Raw genomic sequence first — 22,051 nt, 5'->3', positions numbered from 1 at the left:
AAACGTAAATTTATCTAATTTCTTTTTAATCATAATACAAGTTTCCTAAAAAATTTAAACAAAAGATGAATACAGACCAAATTATAATGTAAAAAACTTGATTTTTCTTTAAATCAAATGGAGTTAAGAACCAAAAGTTCGCTAATGCTTACTTTTGGTTAAAGGTTTAGAAGTTTATTCTTCTTCTTTGAGGCGAATTTTTTCTTCTTGATATAGCCCTGTACCTACTGGGATCATTCTTCCTAAGATAACATTTTCTTTTAAGTCTTCTAAGAAGTCAAATTTACCAGCTATGCTTGCTTCTGTAAGCACTTTTGTTGTTTCTTGGAAAGATGCTGCTGAGATCACACTATCAGAACCAATAGCTGCCCTAGTCACCCCAAGCAATACCGGTTCAGCAATAGCTGGCTCGCCACCCATAGCCACTATGCGTTCATTTTCTTCTCTAAATTTACGACGCGAAACAAAATCACCGATGATAAATTTAGTATTGCCACTATCAACAACCTTAACTTGCCTGAGCATTTGAGAAACGATCACTTCGATATGCTTATCAGAGATCACAACCCCTTGTCCGCGATAGACTTGTTGAATTTCGCTTATCAAATAATGGTGCAAGGCTTTTTCACCTAAAATTTTAAGCACATCATGACTTGAGATAACCCCATCAGTAAGCTTTTCGCCAGCATGGATAAACTCGCCATTTCGCACTTGAATATGCTTTGAATTGTTGATAAGATATTCACTTGTGCTTCCATCCTCTGCTTCGATGATGATCCTTTCTTTTGAGCGCAAAGGCTTATCAAATCTGACTACACCATCAATCTCAGCGATTACTGCCGCGTTTTTAGGCTTTCTTGCTTCAAAAAGCTCACTCACTCGAGGCAAACCTCCGGTAATATCTTTTGATTTGGCTGCTGCTTTTGGAGTTTTAGCCAAAATATCAGCCAAGGCAACCTTATCTTTATCACTAACCAAGATAACACTTTTTGGCTCGAGCGGATAGCGGATACTTTTGTTTCCTTTTGTGATGATAAGGGTTGGACGAACGCCACTTGGAAGATATTCGTTAATCACTAAGGAACTTTTGCCAGTAGCTTCATCGATTTGCTCATCTGCACTATAACCAAGCTCAATATCTTCAAAGCTTATCATGCCATCAAGCTCAGCGATAAGAGTGTTATTATAAGCGTCCCATTCAGCGATAATCGTTTTTTCTTGTTTTGAAGCAGTGGCGATTAAGGTATTAGCATCATCAATCACTGCACTATCATCAAATTCAATCACACTTTCTCTTGGTATATAATGACGTTTTGCTTCTCTATCATTTTCATCAGCTATCACCACAAAAAAGCCTTTTTCTTTGACTATATAGCCTTTTTTGATATTTTTTACTCTATCAAGTCCATCGCCTTTAAGCAAATAGTATTTAAGTGTGCCTTTAGCTCCAGCCTTGATATTTTGCACCACAGGATCGCCATCATTAACAAGAATTTCACTTGCGTAAGGGATACGATTTGGGACATTCCAGCCCTCTTTAATCACCTCAACTATACTTTCATCTTGAGCAACTTCAGCTCCGTTTTGATATGGCAGATAAAGCTTTCCGCCTATATTACCACTTACGCCGGCAAGCTCGTTTGGCTTGGCTAAGTCGTATTTTCTAAGTATGTATTTAGCTTCTTGTTTTTTATCTTTTACACTGATAACTACATCTTCATGTATAGTTTCTATGTGAATAACGCCCTTAAATGGAGCTTTTATCTTAGGCTCAACAAGCAAAATTCCAGCATTTCGGCGGTTTGCAACTATGCTTTTGCCTTCTTTGTTGGTGTAGGTGTTGATATTATAAAATCTTATAAAACCTTCTTTTTGAGCTACAACTTGTCTATCTTGTAAGTCCGTACTTGCCGTTCCACCACTGTGGAAAGTTCTTAGAGTAAGCTGGGTTCCTGGCTCGCCTATACTTTGAGCTGAGATTATGCCTACTGCTTCGCCCGGCTTAACAAGCTTTCCTTCGCCAAGGTTGATACCATAGCATTTTGCACAAATTCCTTTTTTTGCTTTGCAAGTGATAGGCGTGCGGATATTAACGCTTTTAATCCCACTTTCACTCAAAATTTTAGCCTTTTCTTCATCCATCAAAGCACCTTCAGCAAACAAGGTTTCATTAGTGATAGGATCGATAATATCTTCGGCTAAAACGCGTCCTAAAATTCGCTCTTCTAGGCTTTCAACCAAACTACCATCAGCGGTGATTTCATTAATCTCAACGCCTTCATGAGTGCCACAATCTTCCATAGTAATCTTCACATTTTGAGCCACATCAATGAGTTTTCTTGTCAAATAACCAGCATTTGCTGTTTTAAGCGCAGTATCTGCTAGCCCTTTTCTTGCACCATGTGTTGAAATGAAGTATTCTAAAACATTAAGCCCTTCGCGGAAATTTGAAATAATAGGTGTTTCAATGATAGAGCCATCAGGTTTTGCCATAAGTCCACGCATAGCAGCAAGCTGAGAAATTTGAGCCGCACTACCTCTTGCCCCACTATCTGCCATCATGTAGATTGAGTTAAAGCCATCTTTATCTTTTTGCACAAGCTTCATCATCTCTTTAGAAAGAGCATTATTTGTGCTTTTCCATATATCAATGATTTTATTGTATCTTTCTCCAGCTGTAATAAGCCCTTGATTAAATGAGTTTTGTATGGTTCGCACTTGTTTTTTAGCATTATCAATCTCTTTTTGTTTATCTTCAGGCACGATAATATCAGCGATTGATATAGAAATTCCAGCCTTAGTTGCATACTCAAAACCAAGATTTTTAAGTCTATCCAAAAAGCTTGCTGTAAAGCCCAAGCCTCCTTTTTTATAAACAAAATCAACAAGAGCGGCTATATCTTTTTTCTTTAAAATTTTATTCCACATATATTCAGGCACAAAATCTGGCAAAATAGACTTAATGATAAGCCTACCAGCTGTAGTTGTGATCTTGCGTCCCCCATCAAGGGTTTGTATGCTTGCATGTATATCAAGGCAGTTTGATTCTAAAGCCATCATGACTTCATCAATGCCAGTGCAAATTTTATGTGCTCCTTTGGCATCATTTTTCTCTAAAGAAAGATAATAAATGCCCAAAACCATATCTTGACTTGGCACGGTAACTGATTTACCGCTTGCTGGAAGCAAGATATTCATTGATGAGAGCATTAAAACTTTACATTCTGCGATTGCATCTTGAGATAAAGGCACATGAACAGCCATTTGATCGCCATCAAAGTCAGCATTAAAGGCTGAGCACACCAAAGGGTGCAATTGTATAGCCTTACCCTCAACCAAAACAGGGTGAAAAGCTTGTATAGAAAGCTTATGAAGGGTTGGGGCACGGTTAAGTAAAACAGGGTGTCCTTGCACCACTTCTTCAAGGCATTCCCACACTTCATTAGTTTTGTTTTCTATCATTTTTTTAGCTTGTTTTACCGTTGTAGCATAGCCTTTTTCCTCAAGTTTTGCTAGCAAATGAGGCTTAAAGAGTTCTAAAGCCATTTTCTTAGGCAAGCCACATTGATCCATTCTTAGTTTTGGACCAACAACGATAACGCTTCTGCCTGAAAAATCCACACGTTTTCCAAGCAAGTTTTGGCGGAAACGTCCTTGCTTACCCTTGATGATTTCACTTAGTGATTTTAAAGGACGTTTATTTGCTCCTTTTACAGCATTGGCTCTTCTGCCATTATCAAATAGTGCATCAACAGCTTCTTGAAGCATTCTTTTTTCATTTCTAATGATAATCTCAGGTGCATCAAGCTCAAGCAAACGTTTTAAACGCGTATTGCGATTAATCACACGACGATATAAATCATTCACATCAGAAACAGCAAATTTTCCACCATCTAAAGCTACCAAAGGACGTAAATCAGGCGGTAAAACCGGTAAATTTGTAATCATCATCCACTCAGGGCGATTTGGCACGGCTTCTTCATCGCTAGTATTGGCATTAAGATTTGAATTTAAGAAATTTTCAACTACTTTTAAACGCTTAACTATGCTTTTTTTCTTTGCTTCACTATTAGTCGTTGCCATGTCTTCTTTAAGCGTATTTAAAAGCTCAACAAGGTCTAAATTAGCAAGCAAATCTCGTATCACCTCACCACCCATTCTTGCTTTAAAACCGCTATTTTCATAGCGTTGCATAAGCTTTTGGTATTGCTCTTCATTTAAAACATCGCAAAACTCAACTTTTTTATTGCTTTCATTATCATAAAAAGCATCGCCTGCATTTTCTACTATATAAGCTTCATAGTAAAGCACACGTTCTAAATCTTTCATCTTAACGCCTAAAAGCGTGCCTATACGACTTGGTAAGGAATTGACATACCAAATATGTGCTACAGGAGTAACAAGCTCAATATGTCCCATTCTTGAGCGTCTTACCTTTGAGCTGGCTACTTCAACCCCACATTTTTCGCATTTTACGCCCTTAAAACGCATTTTTTTATACTTACCGCATAAGCATTCATAATCCCTTATAGGTCCAAAAATTTTAGCGCAGAAAAGCCCATCTCTTTCAGGCTTTAAGGTGCGGTAATTAATAGTTTCTGGCTTCTTAACTTCCCCATAGCTCCAAGATTTAATCTTTTCTGGGCTTGCAAGACGAAGTTGAAAAGCTTCAAAATCCCTTGGGCGGTTTTCTTCTTTAATCTCAATTATCTTAAATTTACTCATTTTCATCGTCCTTATCAAAAATTTCAACATCTAAGGCTAAGGATTTTAGCTCATTTGTTAAAACAAAAAAGGTTTCTGGAATTCCAGTTGCTGGGACATTTTCACCTTTTGTAAGGGCTTTGTATGCACTAAATCTACCCTCAACATCATCTGATTTGATAGTAAGCATTTCCCTTAAAGTATGAGCAGCCCCATACGCTTCTAAAGCCCAAACTTCCATTTCCCCAAACCTTTGTCCACCAAAAAGAGCCTTACCGCCCACAGGTTGCTGGGTAACTAAGCTATAAGGTCCAGTACTTCTAGCATGCACTTTTTCATCAACAAGGTGATGGAGTTTAAGCATATACATACAACCAACATGCACTCTTTCAGCTATCTTTTCGCCAGTACGTCCATCATAAAGCTCACTTTTTCCGTCCATTGCTACCTTAGCAAGCTCAAAAAGCTTTGCAAACTCGTCCATAGTCGTGCCCTCAAACACAGGAGCAGCAAATTTTACGCCCTTAGCCCAATCCCTTGCATAAGCGATCAAACTCTCATCATCAAGCTTTTCTAAAAATTCTTTTTCCTTAGCAAGTCTAGGGATAGAACAAATTTCAAGCATTTTTGTTCTGAGTTGCTTTACAAAATCTTTTTGTTTTTTATCAAAAATTTCTTGAATTTGATGTCCTAAAGAAAGTCCAACTACACCTAAATGGCTTTCTAGAATTTGTCCTATATTCATACGACTTGGAACGCCCAGTGGATTTAAGGCTATATCAACGCTTTTGCCATTTGGTAGATAAGGCATATCAACTTCTGGGACTATGTTTGAGACTATGCCTTTATTGCCGTGACGTCCTGCCATTTTATCCCCAACCTTAAGCTTTCTTTTTGTCGCTATGTAAATTTTAACAAGCTTAACAACCCCACTTGGTAAAATATCATCTTTTTCTAAAATTTCAAGCTTTTCATCATGTTCGGCTTTTAGCTTTTTCTTTTCATTTTGGAAGTGGTTTTTTAAGTCCTCATACTGCTTTTGTATGGTTTTAGGATAAGCTTTAACTAAAGAATTTAAAATAAAACGATTAATTTTTTTAAGTTCTTTAATATCTATTTTATCACCTTTTTTATAGTTCTTATCCCCTACTTTTTGATCACTTGATAGTGGAGTTTTAGCAAGCAAGGCACACACTCTTAAAATTTCTTCTCTATCCATCATTAAAAGTCTGTCATGGTGCTCTTTTTCAAGATTAATCTTTTCTTCATCATACGCTTGAATTGTCCTTGCGTCCTTATCATAGCCTTTTTTGGTGAAGATTTTTACATCTACAACCACGCCTTCTAAAGAAGCAGTAGCGTATAAGGATTTATTGACTACATGTCCAGCTTTTTCGCCAAAAATAGCCCTTAAAAGTCTTTCTTCAGGAGTTGGTTTAACCTCACCTTTTGGAGAGACTTTACCTACTAGTATCATGCCAGGTTTTATATGAGTGCCAATGCGTGCTATACCACTTTCATCAAGGTGAGCTACATCGTCTTCTTTAACATTTGGTATATCTTTTGTGATCTCTTCAATACCATCTTTTAACTCTCTTGCTTCAATCTCTTTTTCATAAATATGCACGCTTGTGAAAGTATCTTCTCGTATCATTCTTTCGCTTACCACGATCGCATCTTCGTAGTTGTAGCCATTCCAAGGCATAAAGGCTATAAGAGCATTTTTACCGATAGCTAGCTCGCCCTCGTCCATACTTGCTCCATCAGCGATAATTTGTCCAACTTCAATCACATCGCCTTTTTTAACTATAGGGTGTTGATTGTAAGTCGTATTTTGATTGGTGCGGAGATTCTTTTCCATAGAATAATGATCGATAAATGGACCTTTTTCATCTTCACCTAAAATAAATATGCTTTTATTATCTACTTTTTCAACTACGCCAGCTCTTTTAGCCTTTACTGCCATCCATGCATCACGAGCGATAGTGCGCTCCATACCAGTGCCAACAATAGGAGCAGTGCAAGTTAAAAGCGGCACAGCTTGTCTTTGCATATTTGAACCCATTAAGGCTCTGTTTGCATCATCATGTTCTAAGAAAGGAATTAAAGAAGCTGTAACACCGACTATCATACCAGAACAAAGATCAATCAGCTCGATCTCATCTTTTTTAGCAAGGATATTTTCACCGTCTTTTCGTGCCTCTACAAAATCTTCTACTATATTGCCTTTTGCGTCAAGCTTAGTTGAAGCTGCAGCTATAGCAATACCTTCTTCTTGAGTAGCGGTAAGATATACGATCTCATCGCTTACCTTGCCATTAACGACTTTTTTATAAGGAGCTTCAACAAAGCCAAGATCATTGACTTTTGCATAAGTGGCTAAAGTGTTGATAAGTCCTATATTTTGTCCTTCTGGAGTTTCAACCGGACAAATACGTCCATAATGCGTAGGATGCACATCACGCACTTCAAAACCAGCTCTTTCTTTCACAAGCCCACCTTCACCAAGTGCTGATAAACGGCGTTTGTGTGTTACTTCACTAAGCGGGTTGGTTTGATCCATAAACTGAGAAAGTTGTCCGCCAGTGAAAAATTCAATGATAGTCGTAGTAATCATCTTTGGATTGATCAAATCATAAGGCATAACCTTATCTAAATCCGTGCTTAAAGAAGTGAATTTATCACGAATCGCTTTTTGCATTTTAGCCAAGCCCAAATGAAGTTCATTTGCCAAAAGCTCACCAATAGAACGGATACGGCGGTTTCCTAAGTGATCTCTATCGTCTATATGTCCTTTGCCATTTTTAACCTTGATCAAGTATTTTGCGGTTTTAACGATATCTTCGTTAGTAAGTATAGTTACATATTCACTAACCTTAAGCCCAAGCTTATGATTCATCTTCATACGTCCTACTTTGGTAAGATCGTATCTTTCAGGATTAAAAAATAAATCATTCACATACGCTTTTGCAGCATCTTTTACCACCGGTTCGCCCGGACGCATAACCTTATAAATTCGAATAGCCGCAAGATCGTTTTCATCGTCTAAGCCTTCACTTTGTTTGAGTGTTTTTAGGGTTTCATTATCTTGGATAAAAGAATTTATAATCGCTGCATCAACCTCAGCCGCAAGGTCATTTGCTATATCAAAACTTTTAAAACTTTCTTTGATCTTAGCTAGCTTACTTTCATCAAGTTGCACTAAAGAATCATACAGCATTTCACCACTTTTTGCGTCAAGCAAAGGCTTGGCAAGGTATCTGTTTGTGAGAATTTCGATTGGGTATTCAATGAATTTTAAGCCCTCTTTAATAAGTTGTTCGCCTTTTTTCTTAGTAAGCCTTTTTCCAGCTTGAAGTATAAGTTTGCCTTTTTCATCTTTGATATCGTATTCTACACGCTCTAAAAAGTCATTTGGATTAAACTCAACAAGGAATTTATCTTTTTTGATATGAATGGTTTGCACCGGATAAAAAAGTTTGATAATATCTTGTTTTTTATAGCCAAGTGCCCTAAAAAGCATGGTAATAGGCACTTTTCGGCGTTTGTTGATCCTCACATACAATACATCTTTAGCATCATATTCAAAATACAACCAAGAACCACGATCTGGTATAATTTGAGCCGTATAAACAAGCTTATTTGCTATAGTTGCACTTTCTTCTTCTTTAAAGATCACACCTGGACTTCTGTGAAGTTGATTAACCACAACTCTTTCAACGCCGTTGATGATGAAAGAAGTTCTATCTGTCATTAAAGGAATTTCTCTTATAAAAATTTCTTGTTCTTTTATATCTTTAATACCGACTTTTTCTCCACTTTTTTCATCTTTTTCGTGCAGAGTAAGGCGGATTTTCATTTTTAAATTGACAGCATAAGTAAGTCCTCTTTCCATGCACTCTCGAATAGTGTATTTTGGTTTGCCAATTTCACTGCTAACATATTCTAAGCTTAAGCGATTTTGTGGATCATGGATAGGAAAGATGGATTTAAAAACTTTTTCTATACCACTTTCGGTATTTTGTTTGTTTAAATTTAAAAAGTCATCAAAACTTTTTTGTTGTAATTGTAAAAGATTTGGTATTTCTATATCTTGGGAATTATTGGAAAAATCGATCCTAAGACGATTTTTAGATTGGCTTCTTGGCATAATAAACCTCGTTTTATTTTTTAAAGAACTTTAAAATAAAGAGCAAAACTCTTTAAACGCACAAAAGTCAAAAGGCTTGTGCAAACCTTTTGACTTGAATTAAAATAAAAAGCTTTGATAAAACTTACTTAAGCTCTACCTTAGCACCTGCTTCTTCAAGTTGTTTTTTAGCTGCTTCAGCATCAGCCTTAGCCACGCCTTCTTTAAGCACTGAAGGAGTTTGCTCAACTGCATCTTTTGCTTCTTTTAAGCCCAAGCCAGTAATGGCACGAACAACCTTAATCACTTCGATTTTCTTTGCACCGCTTTCAACTAAAACGATATTAAACTCTGTTTTTTCTTCAGCTGCACCGCCGCCAGCTGCACCGCCGCCAGCACCAGCTACAACAACCGGAGCTGCTGAAACACCGAATTTTTCTTCAAATTCTTTTACAAGCTCTGAAAGCTCAAGAACACTTAAATTTGAAATATATTCTAAAACATCTTCTTTAGAAATTGCCATTTTTATCTCCTTTTTTTATTCTGTTTCTTTTTTGGTTTTTAAGGCATTAAGCCCTATAACAAAATTTTGTAATGGGGCATTCCATACTTGCAAAAGCATAGCAAGCAATTCGTTGCGTGAAGGCATTTTTGCTAAAGCTTTTACCTTAGCCACATCAGCCACACTTCCTTCGATGAACGCCATTTTGATCTTAAACTGCTCATGATCATCTTCAAATTTAGATGCTACCTTAGAAACACTAAGTTGATCTTCACCCCAAAGATAGATATTTGTATCTTTAAGTTCAAGTCCGCTTTTACCAGCATTTTCTAGGGCTAAATGAGCAAGTGTATTTTTAATGATTTGAACTCTGACATTATTTTCTCTTGCGTTTTGTCTTAAAACTTCAAGTTTCTTTGTGCTTAAGCCCCTATAATCACATACTACTATGGCTTCACTTTTTTTGAAATCTTCTTGCAAAGAAGCAACGATCTCGATCTTTTCGCTCTTGGTCATACTTCTCCTTTCCGACCGGTGATTTCAAGCAGAGCGTTTAAAAACTAAACAATTAAGCTTAAAAAGCCTCGGCTATCTCCAATCTAAAATAAAAATCTTAAAATTTAAGCCTAAATTCTAAAATTTTTATTTTAAGCCTAAGCCTCAAAAAGAGGCTTATTTCATATCTAAAAGTTCTTGAGTTTCAAGGCTTACAGATGGGCTCATTGTCAAAGAAAGAGCAGCTGTTTTGATATATCTTCCTTTAGCTGCAGCTGGTTTGTGTTTGTTTATGGCTTTGATAAAAGTGCTGATATTGTCATTTAATTGCTCTTTTGAAAAGCTTACCTTGCCAAGTCCAGCATGGATATTGCCTTGTTTATCAACGCGGAAATTGACTTGTCCGCTTTTAGCATTATTTACGGCTTGAGCTACATCCATAGTAACAGTTCCTGTTTTAGGATTTGGCATAAGTCCTTTTGGTCCTAAAATTCTACCAACCTTACCCACAAGTCCCATTAAATTTGGAGTGGCGATTAAGACATCAAAATTGATATTGCCTTTTTGAATTTCTTCAACCAATTCATCGCTTCCAACTATATCAGCGCCGGCATTTTTAGCCTCATCAGCTTTTGCGTCTTTTGCGATAACTGCTACTCTTACTTTTTTGCCTGTACCAGCTGGTAAAACAACTGAACCTCTTACCATTTGATCAGCATGTCTTGGATCAACATTAAGCTTTAAGGCTATTTCAACAGTTTCATCAAATTTAGCTGAAGCTAGAGTTTTAACCGTATCAATAGCTTCTGCTAAAGCATATTCTTTAGAAGAATCAACTTTGTTTGCAAGTTCTTTTAATCTTTTACTTATTTTAGACATTTATTTTCTCCGCATTTTTAAAGTGCTTCCACTTTTTAAGCCAAGTGGTAAGGCTTAATCGACAATCTCAACACCCATAGATCTAGCTGATCCAGCGATAATTTTCGCCGCTTGATCCTTATCCTTGGTGTTTAAATCAGCAAGTTTTTTCTCAACAATTTCTAAAACTTGTTTTTGAGTAAGTTTGCCAACTTTATTTTTAAGCGGATTATCCGCACCTTTGCTAATACCAGCTGCTTTTTTGATCAAATCAGTAGCAGGAGGTTGTTTTGTGATGAAAGTAAAACTCTTATCTGCATAAACAGTGATAACAACAGGGATATTAAAGCCTGCCATATCTTTTGTTCTTTCATTAAAAGCTTTACAAAACTCCATGATATTTACACCTTGTTGTCCAAGAGCTGGACCAACTGGTGGAGATGGATTTGCTTTTGTGGCTGCAATTTGTAATTTTATCTCGCCAACAACTTTCTTTGCCATATAAAAACTCCTTATATAATTTTTTCAACTTGAGAATAGAGAATTTCAACCGGTGTTGAACGCCCAAAAATCGAAACATTAAGTTTAAGCAAACCTCGAACCATATCGTATTCTTCAACCATACCAGTAAAGTTTGCAAAAGGACCTTCGATGATTCGCACATTTTCACCCTCATCGAAAGAAATTTTAGGTTTTGGTGCAGCTTTATTTTGCACCTTTTCTAAGATGAGCTTGATATCTTTTTCGCTCAAAGGTGTAGGCTTTTTTGCCTCGCCTATGAAACGTCCTACTTTTGGTAAAGACTGAATTTTATGCCAAAGCTCAGTGTTAAGATCAAGTAAAGCAAAAACATAGCCTGAATACAAGCTTCTTTCGCTAATCTTTTCTTTGCCATTTTTAAACTCAATCACATCTTCAGTTGGCACAACAATTTCTTTTAATCTTTCGCCTATTCCATTATCGCGGATTAAATTTTCTATGGCTCTTTTTACCGCCATTTCACTTCCCGCATAGGTTTGTATCGCATACCATTTATATTTTTCTTCGCTCATCGTTTTCCTTTTTTAAGAAACAAACAAAGAAACTATGGAAGACATAATCCAATCCACCAAAGCTAAAAACAATGAAATTACCGTTACTACAACAAAAACCGTAATATAAGCATTTCTTACTTGTTCTTTAAGTGGAAAAATGACTTTTGATAACTCGGCTTTTGAGAGTTTAAAATAACTTATTAAATTCTTCATAATCTACAACCTTCAAAAATGGCAGGGCAAGAGGGATTCGAACCCCCAACCATCGGATTTGGAATCCGGCGCTCTACCGTTGGAGCTATTGCCCTTTAACTTTTTAATTTAACTTCTTTGTGAATAGTGTGTTTTCTTAATCTTGGGCAATATTTTTTAAGTTCTAACTTTTCAGTTGTATTTTTGCTATTTTTATAAGTGCTGTAATTAATATCGCCTGTTTCTTCGCATTTTAAGCCAACTTTTATTCTCATACTTTAATCCTTAAATGAAACTCAAGCTCCAAAAGAAAGGAGCTTGATTGAATTTTTATTTGATGATTTTAGAAACCACGCCTGAACCAACAGTGTGTCCGCCTTCACGGATCGCAAAGCGAGTTCCTTCTTCAAGAGCAACTGGGGCAATAAGGCTCACTGTGATACGCACATTTTCACCTGGCATAACCATTTCAGTGCCTTCAGCAAGTTTAATTGAACCTGTAACATCAGTTGTTCTTACATAAAATTGTGGGCGGTAATTGTTAAAGAATGGAGTATGACGACCACCTTCATCTTTGTTTAAGATATACACTTCAGCTTCAAACTCAGTGTGTGGAGTGATTGATTTTGGTTTAGCAAGAACCATACCACGAAGAACATCTTCTTTTTTAGTTCCTCTTAAAAGCACGCCAACATTATCGCCTGCCTCACCTTGATCCATTTCTTTTCTAAACATTTCAACGCCAGTTACTGTTGTAGTTTGAGTATCGCGAATTCCTACGATTTCTATAGTATCGCCTACTTTTACTACACCTTTTTCAATCCTACCTGTAACAACAGTTCCACGACCTGAGATAGAGAAAACATCTTCAATTGGCATTAAGAAGTCTTTATCTGTATCACGAGTTGGAGTTGGGATATATTCATCAACAGCGTCCATCAAAGCAATAACTTTTTGTGACCATTCTCCATCTTGTCCAGCTTTAGCTTCTTCAAGTGCTTTTAAAGCAGAACCTGAAATGATAGGAGTATCATCACCTGGGAAATCATAAGAACTTAAAAGCTCACGAATTTCCATTTCAACGAGCTCTAAAAGCTCAGCATCATCAACCATATCAGCCTTATTCATAAATACAACGATATAAGGCACGCCTACTTGACGAGAAAGCAAGATATGCTCTCTAGTTTGAGGCATAGGACCATCAGCTGCTGAAACAACAAGGATAGCTCCGTCCATTTGAGCTGCACCTGTAATCATGTTTTTAACATAATCGGCGTGTCCTGGGCAGTCTACGTGTGCATAGTGACGTTTTTCTGTTTCATACTCAATGTGAGAAGTAGCAATAGTGATACCTCTTTCTTTTTCTTCTGGAGCATTATCGATATTGTCATAATCTTTAAGCTCAGCCAAACCCTTTCTTGATAAAACAGCAGAAATAGCTGCTGTCAAGGTTGTTTTACCATGATCGACGTGACCGATGGTTCCTATATTGACATGTGGCTTGTTACGAGAAAATTTTTCCTTAGCCATAAGAAATCCTTTCGTTTTGTGATAAATAAAATGCAAAAACAAGTCTATAAAATATAATTTTTTAGAAAACAATGGAGCTCATAGCGGGAATTGAACCCGCGACCTCTCCCTTACCAAGGGAGTGCTCTACCTCTGAGCCATACGAGCGCTCAGAAAAATTATATACTACAGACAACAAAATAAATTTAAGAAGGACTGCGAGAAAAAAATACAGCTCCCAGTTTATCCTAAATTTAGTGGAGCGGGAAACGGGGCTCGAACCCGCGACCCTCAGCTTGGAAGGCTGATGCTCTAGCCAACTGAGCTACTCCCGCAAAGCAATGGTGGTGAGTCGTGGATTCGAACCACGGAAGGCGAAAGCCAGCAGATTTACAGTCTGCCCTCGTTGGCCACTTGAGTAACTCACCTTAGAATTTGCCTCTCATTTCTGGTCAAACACTGCTAAAAAACAATGGAGCTGGTTAAGGGACTTGAACCCCCGACCTGCTGCTTACAAGGCAGCTGCTCTACCAACTGAGCTAAACCAGCGAAAAATAAACTGAAATTATAGACTAAAATTTCTTTTTTGTCAAGACTAATTAGGCTATAATAATCTAAAAATTTTTTTTAAGGCTACAACAAATGAAAATACTTTTTTCTCCAAGCGAAAATAAGAGCGAGTTAGCCTATCTTACACCTATAAACAAAAGCTCGTTTATCTTTGCAGAACTTTTTGATAAAAGACTTGAAGTTATCAAACTTTACAATGACTTCGTTAAATATGCGTCAATAAATGAACTTCAGGATTTTTTCGAACTTAAAAGCGAAAAAGAAGTGCAAAATTTGCAAAATGATCTTTTAAAGCTAAAAACCTGCGAAGCGATCAAACGTTATAAAGGTGTGGCGTATGATTATCTTGATTTTGAAAGCTTGGATGAAAAAGCTCAAAATTATGTATATGAAAATACGCTTATTTTCTCAAATCTTTTTGGCGTCGTTCAAGCAAAAGATCACTTACCACTTTATAAGCTCAAGCAAGGGGCTAAAATCAAAGAATTTGACACAGCTAAATTTTATAAAACGCACTTCAGTAAAGCCTTAGATGAATTTTTGCAAAATGAAGAAATCATCGATCTTAGAGCTGGTTTTTATGAGAAATTTTATACCTTAAAGCAAGCTTATACAAGTTATAAATTCTTAAAAAATAACAAAGTCGTTAGTCATTTTGCAAAAGCGTATCGTGGAACTTTGCTTCGCACACTTGCTTGCTTTGAGTGCAAAAGTAATCAAGATTTGCTCACTCACTTACCTCATAAGCTTAGCGTTAAGGAGATCAAAAAACAAGGTTTAAGGCAAGAAATCGTGCTTGAGATCAAAGACTAACAAAGGCTTTATAAAGCAAATTTAAAGCAAAATATTCGATGATAAAAGCTGAGATGACATTGATATAAAAAATAACTTTATGACTAAAAAACTTTGAAAATTTAGCAACCAAAAAGCTTAAACTACACACCCAAAGCAAAATCGCCACAAATAAGCCCAAAAGCATAAACTCGTGATACTCATTATGTGAAAAAAGCAAAGACACGCTAAGCCAAAAGGCGATAACAAAAGGGTTTAAGAGATTTAAACTAAAACCTTTGATAAAGCTTTTAAACACATTTTCTTGTATAGTTTTTGCATCTTTTTCGTTTAAATTTAAATCTTTTGTTTTTGCTCTTAACATCATCAAAGCCATATAAGTTAAAAAAACAAAGCCTCCAATTGCCAGAATTTGCTTAAAAACTCCATTATCTAAAAAAGTAAGCACCCCAAAAAGAAGCAAAACAAGATACAAAATATCCGCGCTCATCGCCCCAAAACCCACAGCTAAAGAGTTTTTTAAGGACTTTAGGGCATAAGTTAAGATCAAGATGTTTAAAGGACCAAAAGGCACAGCTACACCAAATCCAAGCAAAGCTCCTTGCACAAAGGCTTCAAACATAATTTCCTCCGAGATAATTTCGTATATCAAGAGCGATTTGATCAATTGCCGTGCTTGCTTTTTGAGTATAAACCTTATCAAAGCACGAATCTAAAGCAGGATCAGCGTCAAGGTTATTAAGTATGCTATGTTCGCACATGCTCGCAAAATGTCCAACAGGCAACACATAGCCACTCGTGCCTATACACACAAAAAGCCCACTCTGGCTTAAAGCCTCATACAAGGTTTGATACTGCGGAGCTGGCTCTTCAAACATAACGATATTATGGCGCAAAAAAGGTTGTTTGCACTTAGGACAAGTTGTGCTTTCTTGCTTTTTATAAGCTATGTTAAAATGTGTCCCGCAACTCGCACAATAAAGCTCTGGTAAAAAACCATGCAAATGGATCACATCCTTGCACCCTGCCCTTTCAAGCAAATCATCAACATTTTGCGTAATCACAAAAATCTGATCTTTAAATTCAGCCTTAAGCTTTGCGATCATCTCATGGGCATGATTTGGCTTCACTTTTTCAAGCTGAGCTCTTCTTTCATCATAAAATTCACGCACTTTTTTAGGATTTTTGCGAAAGCCACTTGCTGAACAAACCTCCATTACATCATGCTCTTCCCAAAGTCCATTGCTTTCTCTAAAAGTTTTTAAACCACTTTCAGCACTAAGTCCAGCCCCACTTAAAATCAGCACCTTTTTCATCACCTTACCTTTGTGTTTTTATTTAACAATCTCATCTCTACCATTAAAATCTTGAATTTTAATGCTTGGATTTTTAAAATAAAATACTGCAAAGTCTTTATTTTCTGGACTTTGATAAAGTTCTTTTAGGCTTGGGTATTTTTCAAACATAGCTTTTTTCACAGTTAAGTTCTCCTCAAATACAGCCTCGCCTCTAATTCTTACCCAAGAATTGCCATCATACGCACTTAACTCCACGCCTGAATGAGCCTGAGTATGCTTATAAAAATTCTTTTTATAGCTAGTGCAGTAATACAACTTGCCCTCATAAAACAAAGGCGATTGAAAAGGACGCACGCGTGGATTACCACAAGTTCCTTTTGTCGCGATAAAGCCAACACTTTTATCAAGTAAATCCAAAATTTCTTTTGTCATTTTTTCTCCTTTTTAAAAATAATTTTTTATATTTTTACACTTTCATTATAAAAATAAAGCTTAAACAAAACTTATCTTAAGAGAAGTTAAAGCCTCACTAGCTTTGCTCCAAAACCACCTTGATTTAAAGGTGCGTCACTAAATTCTTTCACACTTTTATGCGTCTTTAAAAACTCTTTTACCGCAAAGGCAAGCTTTCCTGTGCCTATGCCATGATATATTAGCACCTCATCAAAGCCTACTATTAAAGCATCTGAAAGGTATTTATCAAGCTTTTCTATGGCTTCTTCACTTCTTAAGCCGTGTAAATCTAAGCTTGGGCTTAAATTTTGCACTCTATCAACCTTAATATTTGTTTTTTGAGTAGCTTTTGGCAATTCTCCACTTTTTTTAAGTAAGCTTAAAGGCACTCTTAAACTTAAACCTTCACATTCTATCAAGGCTTCATCTTTTTTTAAGGCTTTAATTTTTCCTTTGATTTTTTCATATTTTACAAAATCATTGATTTTAAAGTCTTTAGCCTCTTGTTTTTGAGGCAAGATAATATTTTTTTTAAGCTCATTGGCTTTATTTATGCTTCTTTGTCTGTCTTTAAGCTCTTTAAATTCTAAAGTCGCTTTAGCCTGCTTTATGGCTTCATAATACTGCCTTTCAAGCCTACTACTTTGCTCTTTAAAGCGCTCTTCTTGACGCTCTTTTTGCTCTTTTAAGGAATGTAAGATTGTATCGACTTTTTGCTCTTTATTTTCAAGGCTTTTTAACTGCGTTTTAAGCTCAAGTTCAAGCTTGATATTTTTATTAACCAACTCCTCAAGATCGCCCTTATCCTCACCATAGATTTGCTTTGCTTTGGCAACTAAGTTTTCACTTATGCCATAACGAAGGGCTGTTTCAAAGGCATAAGATTTACCGATGGTGCCTTTTAAAAACTCATATTTTGGACGCGAAGCCTCTTCATCATATAAGGCTGCAAGAAGCTCGACAGCTTCATTCTTTGCTAGTAGCATAGCAAGTCTTTTGTGGTGGGTGGTGATGATGATTTTTTGATTTTGGCTCATAAGCTTTTGAATTAAAACACTATATAAACTCGCTGCTTCTTCAAAATCCGTGCCAAGTTCTATCTCATCAACGCCTAAAAGTAAGTCTTTTTGTCCTAAAAGCTTTGAAAAAGCAAGCATTCTGCCCGCAAAGGTTGAGATATCGTTTTTGACATTTTGCGGGTCTTCAAGTATGGCTTGTATATGCTTAAAAGAGCCTATTTTGCTTGAGCTTGCGTTGATTTTCATCGGCAGTAAGTATTTGGCTAAAAAGGCTGCTGCAAGCAAGCTTTTTAAAAGCATGGATTTTCCTCCAGCATTTACCCCTGTGATGATTAAGACCTGTTTGCTAAAGTCTAAACTTATGCTTTTTGGATTTTTAAGCGCTGGGTGGGCAAAGTCTTTAAGCACGATTTCATTACTCCCATTTGCTAAGACAAATTCATAATCTCTTGCCTTAGCAAAAAGCACCCTTGCACTATAATGATCAAAAAGATCAAAGGCTGAATTAATAAATTTTAAAAAGGCTAAATTCTTATGCAAAAGCAAGGAGAAATTTTTAGCATATTCATAATAAATCATTTCTTTTTCATTTTGAATTTTTGCCATATCATTTTGCAAATTCTCAACGCTTAAAGGCAGGATATAAAAGCCTCCACTACTGCTTCTAGCCACTATCTTTGCCTTTATAGTGTGCGTAAAGCCCCCTCTTACAAGCAAGGCTTCACTTTGGCTGATAAGATGAATTTGCGTATCGATGAGATAAGGGCTTAAGGACTTTGAATAAATAAGCTTTTTAAACTCATTTTGTATGCTTTCTTTTTTAAGCTTTAAGGCATTTTCAAGATTAATCAGCCTTTCATCAAGTTCGGTTTTTAACTCGCCTTTTTGCGTAAAGCTTTCAAGCAAGCTTTCAAATGCGTTTGGGATAATGATCTTATCAAGCCAAGAGCCTAAATTTGGCTTAAATTCAAGTTTTTTAAGATATATAAAATATGAGATGATTTTAACAAATTCAAAAATTTCTTCTAAATGCAATACCCCTTGCTTACTTAAGTGAGTTAAAGCTATGTCAAGGTTTTTAAGGTTTGATGCTGGCTTAAACTCAAGCTCGCAAAGTTCATTAATGCGTTTAAAATGAAGGCTAGAATCACCTTGCAAAACAAAGCTTTTTTTACGCGCAAAAAGCTTTTCAAAGGATTGTAAATACTCATTTAAATCAAGTTGAACGACAAGCTTTTCTAACACAAACCACCCTTAATCAAAGCCTAAGTTTTTGACTAATATCTCCAGCCCCAAAGCCTATAATAAGTCCAGTATCAAAAACTCTACCACTATCATCAACCAAAGAATTTCCTATACGTTTAATATCATGTATAAAAAGTGCTTTTTCAAAAACAGCTTGTAAATTGAGCTCTATCTTGCTTTCTCCAGCTGCATATACAGGCAAGATTAAGAGTTCATCAACGTCCTTAAAAGCTTCTTTAAAGCCTTGCAAATTTAAAGCTAAACGAGTATAGCGATGAGGCTGAAAAATGGCTGTGATTTTTGAATATCCTGCAAGTTTAGCATACTCAAAGGCTGCTTTTAAAGTGGCTTTTATCTCGGTTGGATGGTGTCCATAATCATCAATAATCGCACATTTTTCATTGGCTAAAAGTATATCAAAACGTTTTTTGATACCTTGATAATTTTTTAACTTTGCTCTAATTTGCTCAGGCTCTTTAAAAGGCTGAGTAGCCAATATAGCTAAAGACGCATCAAGGGCTAAATGCTCGCCCATGCCTTGCACTTTAAACTCACCAAGGTTCTTAAGCTCAAAGCTTACATAGGGCTTAAAATTTTCTAAAGTCATGCTGATATTTTTTATATCCTTGCTTGGATAAAGCCTTATTGCCTCGCATTTTAGTGTGCTTAAAAACTCATCTTCAGCATTAATCACTCTTAATTTTGCACTCATTAAAAAGTCTTTATAGGCTAGATGAAGCTTGGAAATATCATCATTATAATGCTCTAAGTGCTCAGCTTCTGCATTTGTTACTAAGGCTAAATAAGGATTTGAGTTTAAAAAAGAACTATCTGATTCATCGGCTTCAAAGATGAGCTTTTCATTTTCTTTATAGATCATATTTGAGTTAAATTCCTTTAAAATCGCTCCTATGATGACTGAGCTTTCATCTAAAAGCGAGGCTAATATACTTGAAGTAGTGCTTTTTCCATGTGCTCCAGCCACAGCAAAAACCTTTTTATCTTGCAAGATAAGGGGTAAAGCTTCTTTGCGTGAAAGGCATTTTATGCCTTTTGCTCTAGCTTCTTTAAGCTCTGGATTTTCTTCTTTAATGGCAGCTGAGTAAATGACTAAGTCCTTGCCTAAGACATTGTCTTTATGATGAGGAATGCTGATCATCACGCCTTCATTTTCAAGCTCAGTAGTGATCTTAGAAGCTTGCAAATCACTCCCGCTAATACTAAAACCTTTTTCTTTTAAAAAACGAGCAAGAGCAGAAATGCCAATGCCACCAATACCGATAAAATGAATTTTTTGCATGATAAACCTTCAATTTAAAAAGCTAATTCTACACTTTTTTTGCTTAATTTTAGGGCAAAAAATAAAAACTTTGATATGTTATACACAAAAAATGAATTACAAATTTGTAATATAATTATCTTTCAAACAAAGCTTCTTCAATGGCTTTTTTTCTTTCATCTAAGGCTTGTATAAAAAGCTCGAGCCATTCTTTATAAGCACACACAAAATGAAACAAATATAATTTTTCATCTTGAATTTTTGAATTTAAAACCTTGCTTATAAGCCTTCCTCTTTGAAAAAACACCGCCCTAAGCATACCATCTTGACAAAAATCACTAGTATCTAAACTAAAATTAAGCTTTTCTATACTTGCTTTTACGCTTTGCAAGAACTCAAGAGGCAAATCTTTGTTTGAGTTTAAGATATTGTCTAAAGCCTGATATAAACTTGTGCTATCATTTAAGAAAAGTTCGCAAGTTTTTTGATCTTTTTGTAGTTTTTCTTTAAATTTAAGCAAAAGCTTTTTACTTTTGTTTTCTGGCAAACTTTTAGGGACTTCAAATTCTGGCTTTTCTTTACTCAAAAAACGCTCGCAGCATTCTTTAAAACTAAGCTCCTCAGTAAAAGCTATCCTTGCTCCACCTTCTGTAGCATTGTAAAATTTAGCCTTTAAAGCATTACAAGAAAAAAGAAATTCAAGCTTGATCTTATAATCATACCAAGTATAATGCGTCAAACCCTCGCCCTTACCGCCATAAGCTAAAACTTTAAGCTTTGTAAATTCTTCTTCAGCTTCAAAGCTTTGTCCGTAAGCAAAACCTTTAGCGTGTGAATTTCCAGCCTCATCAAAAGCCAAATCTTGTCCTAGCATGATAATGGTTTTAAAACCAAGCTCTAAAGCAAGCACATAAGAAAAATGAGAAACTTGTGTGCCAACATCTAAATATCCAAATTCACTCAAGCCAAAACGCTCATATATAGGAGTGGTTTTTAAGATCACGCATTTATTTTCAAGTTTTGCAAGCATACTAGGATGAGTTGAAGCAGAAATGGCATTGATTGTTTTTGAAGGCAAGGCGCATTGAAAAAATTTCAAAGCATGATCGCTATAATCTAAATTTGTCACATAATCTGGTTTGATTTTACACGCTAAAAGCGTATTTAAGCTTCCATCTGCACAAAAAATCACAGCCTTTTCTTGCACCCTAGCTAAAAGCTCAAGCTGTTTGTTTAAACTTGGTCCAGCTGAAACGACAATGGCTGTGTCAAATTTACCCTTTCTTTGACTGAGTAATTTTTGAAAAGGAATGCTTTGAAGCATCGTGGGTGCATTGTTAAGAAAATTCTGATAACTCAACAAGGGAAGTTCTGAGTTAAGATTAAGATTGCGAATAACGATTTGAATATGCTCTAGGATAAATTCATTGATGTTTTTAAGCTCTTGCTCATAAAAACGACTATAATAGGCATTGTTTATAAAAAGCTCATATAAAAGAAGGTATTCAAACATATCTTTTTGATCAAACAAAATCAAAAGTTGTGTTGCTACCTTTTCTTCTAAGCTATCGATGAGATAAACCTTTCCGCTTGTTAGCTCCAAGCTTAGATCAACGCTTGATAAAGCCAAAGCAAAAAGCTCAAGCTCGCTTTCAAAAACAAAGATATGTTTATAATGCCTTGCAAGCTTTTTCACAAGAAAAGCATTAGCTATACCATAAAGACAGATAAAAGGATAACGAGGACTTGAAGCAAGTATATGTGTATAAAAATGCTCTAGCTCATTTTCTAAATTTTCATACATAAAGGTTTGATTGCTTTTGTCATAGATATTAAAATCCTCACTTAAACTAAAGCGAGTAAAACTTTTGCTTTTCAAAAAATCTAAAAGCTTGCGAGCAAGTGGCTCATTTGTGCCTGAGATAAGCGCTGCAATATTTTTATTTAAAATTTCGGCATTTAAATTCAAATC

The 22,051-nt window shown here is 36.0% G+C and carries 17 protein-coding genes and 5 tRNA genes; 1 reads left to right on the top strand and 21 read right to left on the bottom strand.

Annotation, left to right across the window (positions count from 1 at the left end):
• Window positions 1-174: 174 nt before the first annotated feature.
• The 15 genes from rpoC to CQA38_RS06355 all read right to left on the bottom strand — a co-directional run bounded on the left by rpoC (window position 175) and on the right by CQA38_RS06355 (window position 13,972).
• Window positions 175-4,725 (bottom strand): DNA-directed RNA polymerase subunit beta', encoded by a 4,551-nt coding sequence (rpoC, locus tag CQA38_RS06425; protein WP_137633170.1) that lies wholly within the window; start codon window positions 4,723-4,725, stop codon window positions 175-177.
• Entirely contained in the window at window positions 4,718-8,854 is a 4,137-nt protein-coding gene (gene rpoB / locus CQA38_RS06420) for a DNA-directed RNA polymerase subunit beta (RefSeq protein ID WP_137633169.1), read from the bottom strand. The genes rpoC and rpoB overlap by 8 nt, the downstream gene beginning before the upstream one ends.
• Window positions 8,855-8,978: 124 nt before the next feature.
• Complete coding sequence (rplL, locus tag CQA38_RS06415) at window positions 8,979-9,356, bottom strand: 50S ribosomal protein L7/L12 (protein WP_137633168.1); 378 nt, start codon at window positions 9,354-9,356, stop codon at window positions 8,979-8,981.
• A 15-nt stretch (window positions 9,357-9,371) separates the two neighbouring features.
• A complete protein-coding gene (rplJ, locus tag CQA38_RS06410) occupies window positions 9,372-9,851 on the bottom strand; it encodes a 50S ribosomal protein L10 (protein ID WP_137633167.1) in 480 nt (159 codons plus the stop codon).
• Between the two features lie 156 nt (window positions 9,852-10,007).
• Window positions 10,008-10,709, bottom strand: coding sequence for a 50S ribosomal protein L1 (gene rplA / locus CQA38_RS06405; protein WP_137633166.1), 702 nt, complete (start codon window positions 10,707-10,709; stop codon window positions 10,008-10,010).
• A 54-nt stretch (window positions 10,710-10,763) separates the two neighbouring features.
• The gene (gene rplK, locus CQA38_RS06400; protein WP_137633165.1) at window positions 10,764-11,189 is read right to left on the bottom strand and encodes a 50S ribosomal protein L11; all 426 of its coding nucleotides are present in this window, start codon (window positions 11,187-11,189) and stop codon (window positions 10,764-10,766) included.
• Window positions 11,190-11,200: 11 nt separating this feature from the next.
• Window positions 11,201-11,740: a transcription termination/antitermination protein NusG gene (nusG, locus tag CQA38_RS06395; protein ID WP_034902727.1), complete on the bottom strand. Its 540-nt coding sequence runs from the start codon at window positions 11,738-11,740 to the stop codon at window positions 11,201-11,203.
• 12 nt (window positions 11,741-11,752) lie between these two features.
• Window positions 11,753-11,935, bottom strand: coding sequence for a preprotein translocase subunit SecE (gene secE, locus CQA38_RS06390; protein WP_137633164.1), 183 nt, complete (start codon window positions 11,933-11,935; stop codon window positions 11,753-11,755).
• A gap of 19 nt (window positions 11,936-11,954) precedes the next feature.
• Window positions 11,955-12,030, bottom strand: a tRNA-Trp gene (locus CQA38_RS06385).
• Window positions 12,031-12,189, bottom strand: a complete 159-nt coding sequence (gene rpmG, locus CQA38_RS06380; protein ID WP_034902732.1) for a 50S ribosomal protein L33 — start codon at window positions 12,187-12,189, stop codon at window positions 12,031-12,033.
• A 55-nt stretch (window positions 12,190-12,244) separates the two neighbouring features.
• Window positions 12,245-13,444, bottom strand: a complete 1,200-nt coding sequence (tuf, locus tag CQA38_RS06375; protein WP_034902735.1) for an elongation factor Tu — start codon at window positions 13,442-13,444, stop codon at window positions 12,245-12,247.
• A 72-nt stretch (window positions 13,445-13,516) separates the two neighbouring features.
• Window positions 13,517-13,591, bottom strand: a tRNA-Thr gene (locus CQA38_RS06370).
• A 90-nt stretch (window positions 13,592-13,681) separates the two neighbouring features.
• Window positions 13,682-13,758, bottom strand: a tRNA-Gly gene (locus CQA38_RS06365).
• A gap of 7 nt (window positions 13,759-13,765) precedes the next feature.
• Window positions 13,766-13,851: transfer RNA gene (locus CQA38_RS06360), tRNA-Tyr, on the bottom strand.
• Between the two features lie 45 nt (window positions 13,852-13,896).
• Window positions 13,897-13,972 (bottom strand) — tRNA-Thr (locus tag CQA38_RS06355).
• A gap of 93 nt (window positions 13,973-14,065) precedes the next feature.
• Here CQA38_RS06355 and yaaA point away from each other — a divergent pair.
• Window positions 14,066-14,806: a peroxide stress protein YaaA gene (gene yaaA / locus CQA38_RS06350; RefSeq protein ID WP_137633163.1), complete on the top strand. Its 741-nt coding sequence runs from the start codon at window positions 14,066-14,068 to the stop codon at window positions 14,804-14,806.
• Here the strand turns inward: yaaA and CQA38_RS06345 are convergent.
• The 6 genes from CQA38_RS06345 to CQA38_RS06320 form a co-directional block, all read right to left on the bottom strand.
• Window positions 14,796-15,407, bottom strand: coding sequence for a LysE family transporter (locus CQA38_RS06345; protein WP_137633162.1), 612 nt, complete (start codon window positions 15,405-15,407; stop codon window positions 14,796-14,798). The two genes, yaaA and CQA38_RS06345, sit on opposite strands and share 11 nt — an antisense overlap.
• Complete coding sequence (locus CQA38_RS06340) at window positions 15,400-16,101, bottom strand: NAD-dependent deacetylase (protein WP_137633161.1); 702 nt, start codon at window positions 16,099-16,101, stop codon at window positions 15,400-15,402. The genes CQA38_RS06345 and CQA38_RS06340 overlap by 8 nt, the downstream gene beginning before the upstream one ends.
• A gap of 18 nt (window positions 16,102-16,119) precedes the next feature.
• Window positions 16,120-16,515: a pyridoxamine 5'-phosphate oxidase family protein gene (locus CQA38_RS06335; RefSeq protein ID WP_137633160.1), complete on the bottom strand. Its 396-nt coding sequence runs from the start codon at window positions 16,513-16,515 to the stop codon at window positions 16,120-16,122.
• Between the two features lie 86 nt (window positions 16,516-16,601).
• Entirely contained in the window at window positions 16,602-18,800 is a 2,199-nt protein-coding gene (locus tag CQA38_RS06330; protein WP_137633159.1) for an endonuclease MutS2, read from the bottom strand.
• Window positions 18,801-18,813: 13 nt separating this feature from the next.
• Window positions 18,814-20,103 (bottom strand): UDP-N-acetylmuramate--L-alanine ligase, encoded by a 1,290-nt coding sequence (gene murC, locus CQA38_RS06325; protein ID WP_137633158.1) that lies wholly within the window; start codon window positions 20,101-20,103, stop codon window positions 18,814-18,816.
• Between the two features lie 112 nt (window positions 20,104-20,215).
• Window positions 20,216-22,048, bottom strand: coding sequence for a motility associated factor glycosyltransferase family protein (locus CQA38_RS06320; RefSeq protein WP_249355219.1), 1,833 nt, complete (start codon window positions 22,046-22,048; stop codon window positions 20,216-20,218).
• Window positions 22,049-22,051 lie beyond the last annotated feature (3 nt).

The organism is Campylobacter sp. MIT 12-5580, assembly GCF_005406235.1.
Lineage (GTDB): Bacteria > Campylobacterota > Campylobacteria > Campylobacterales > Campylobacteraceae > Campylobacter_D.
Note: the sequence above shows the minus strand (reverse complement) of the source record. Positions and strands in the feature narration are given on the sequence as shown.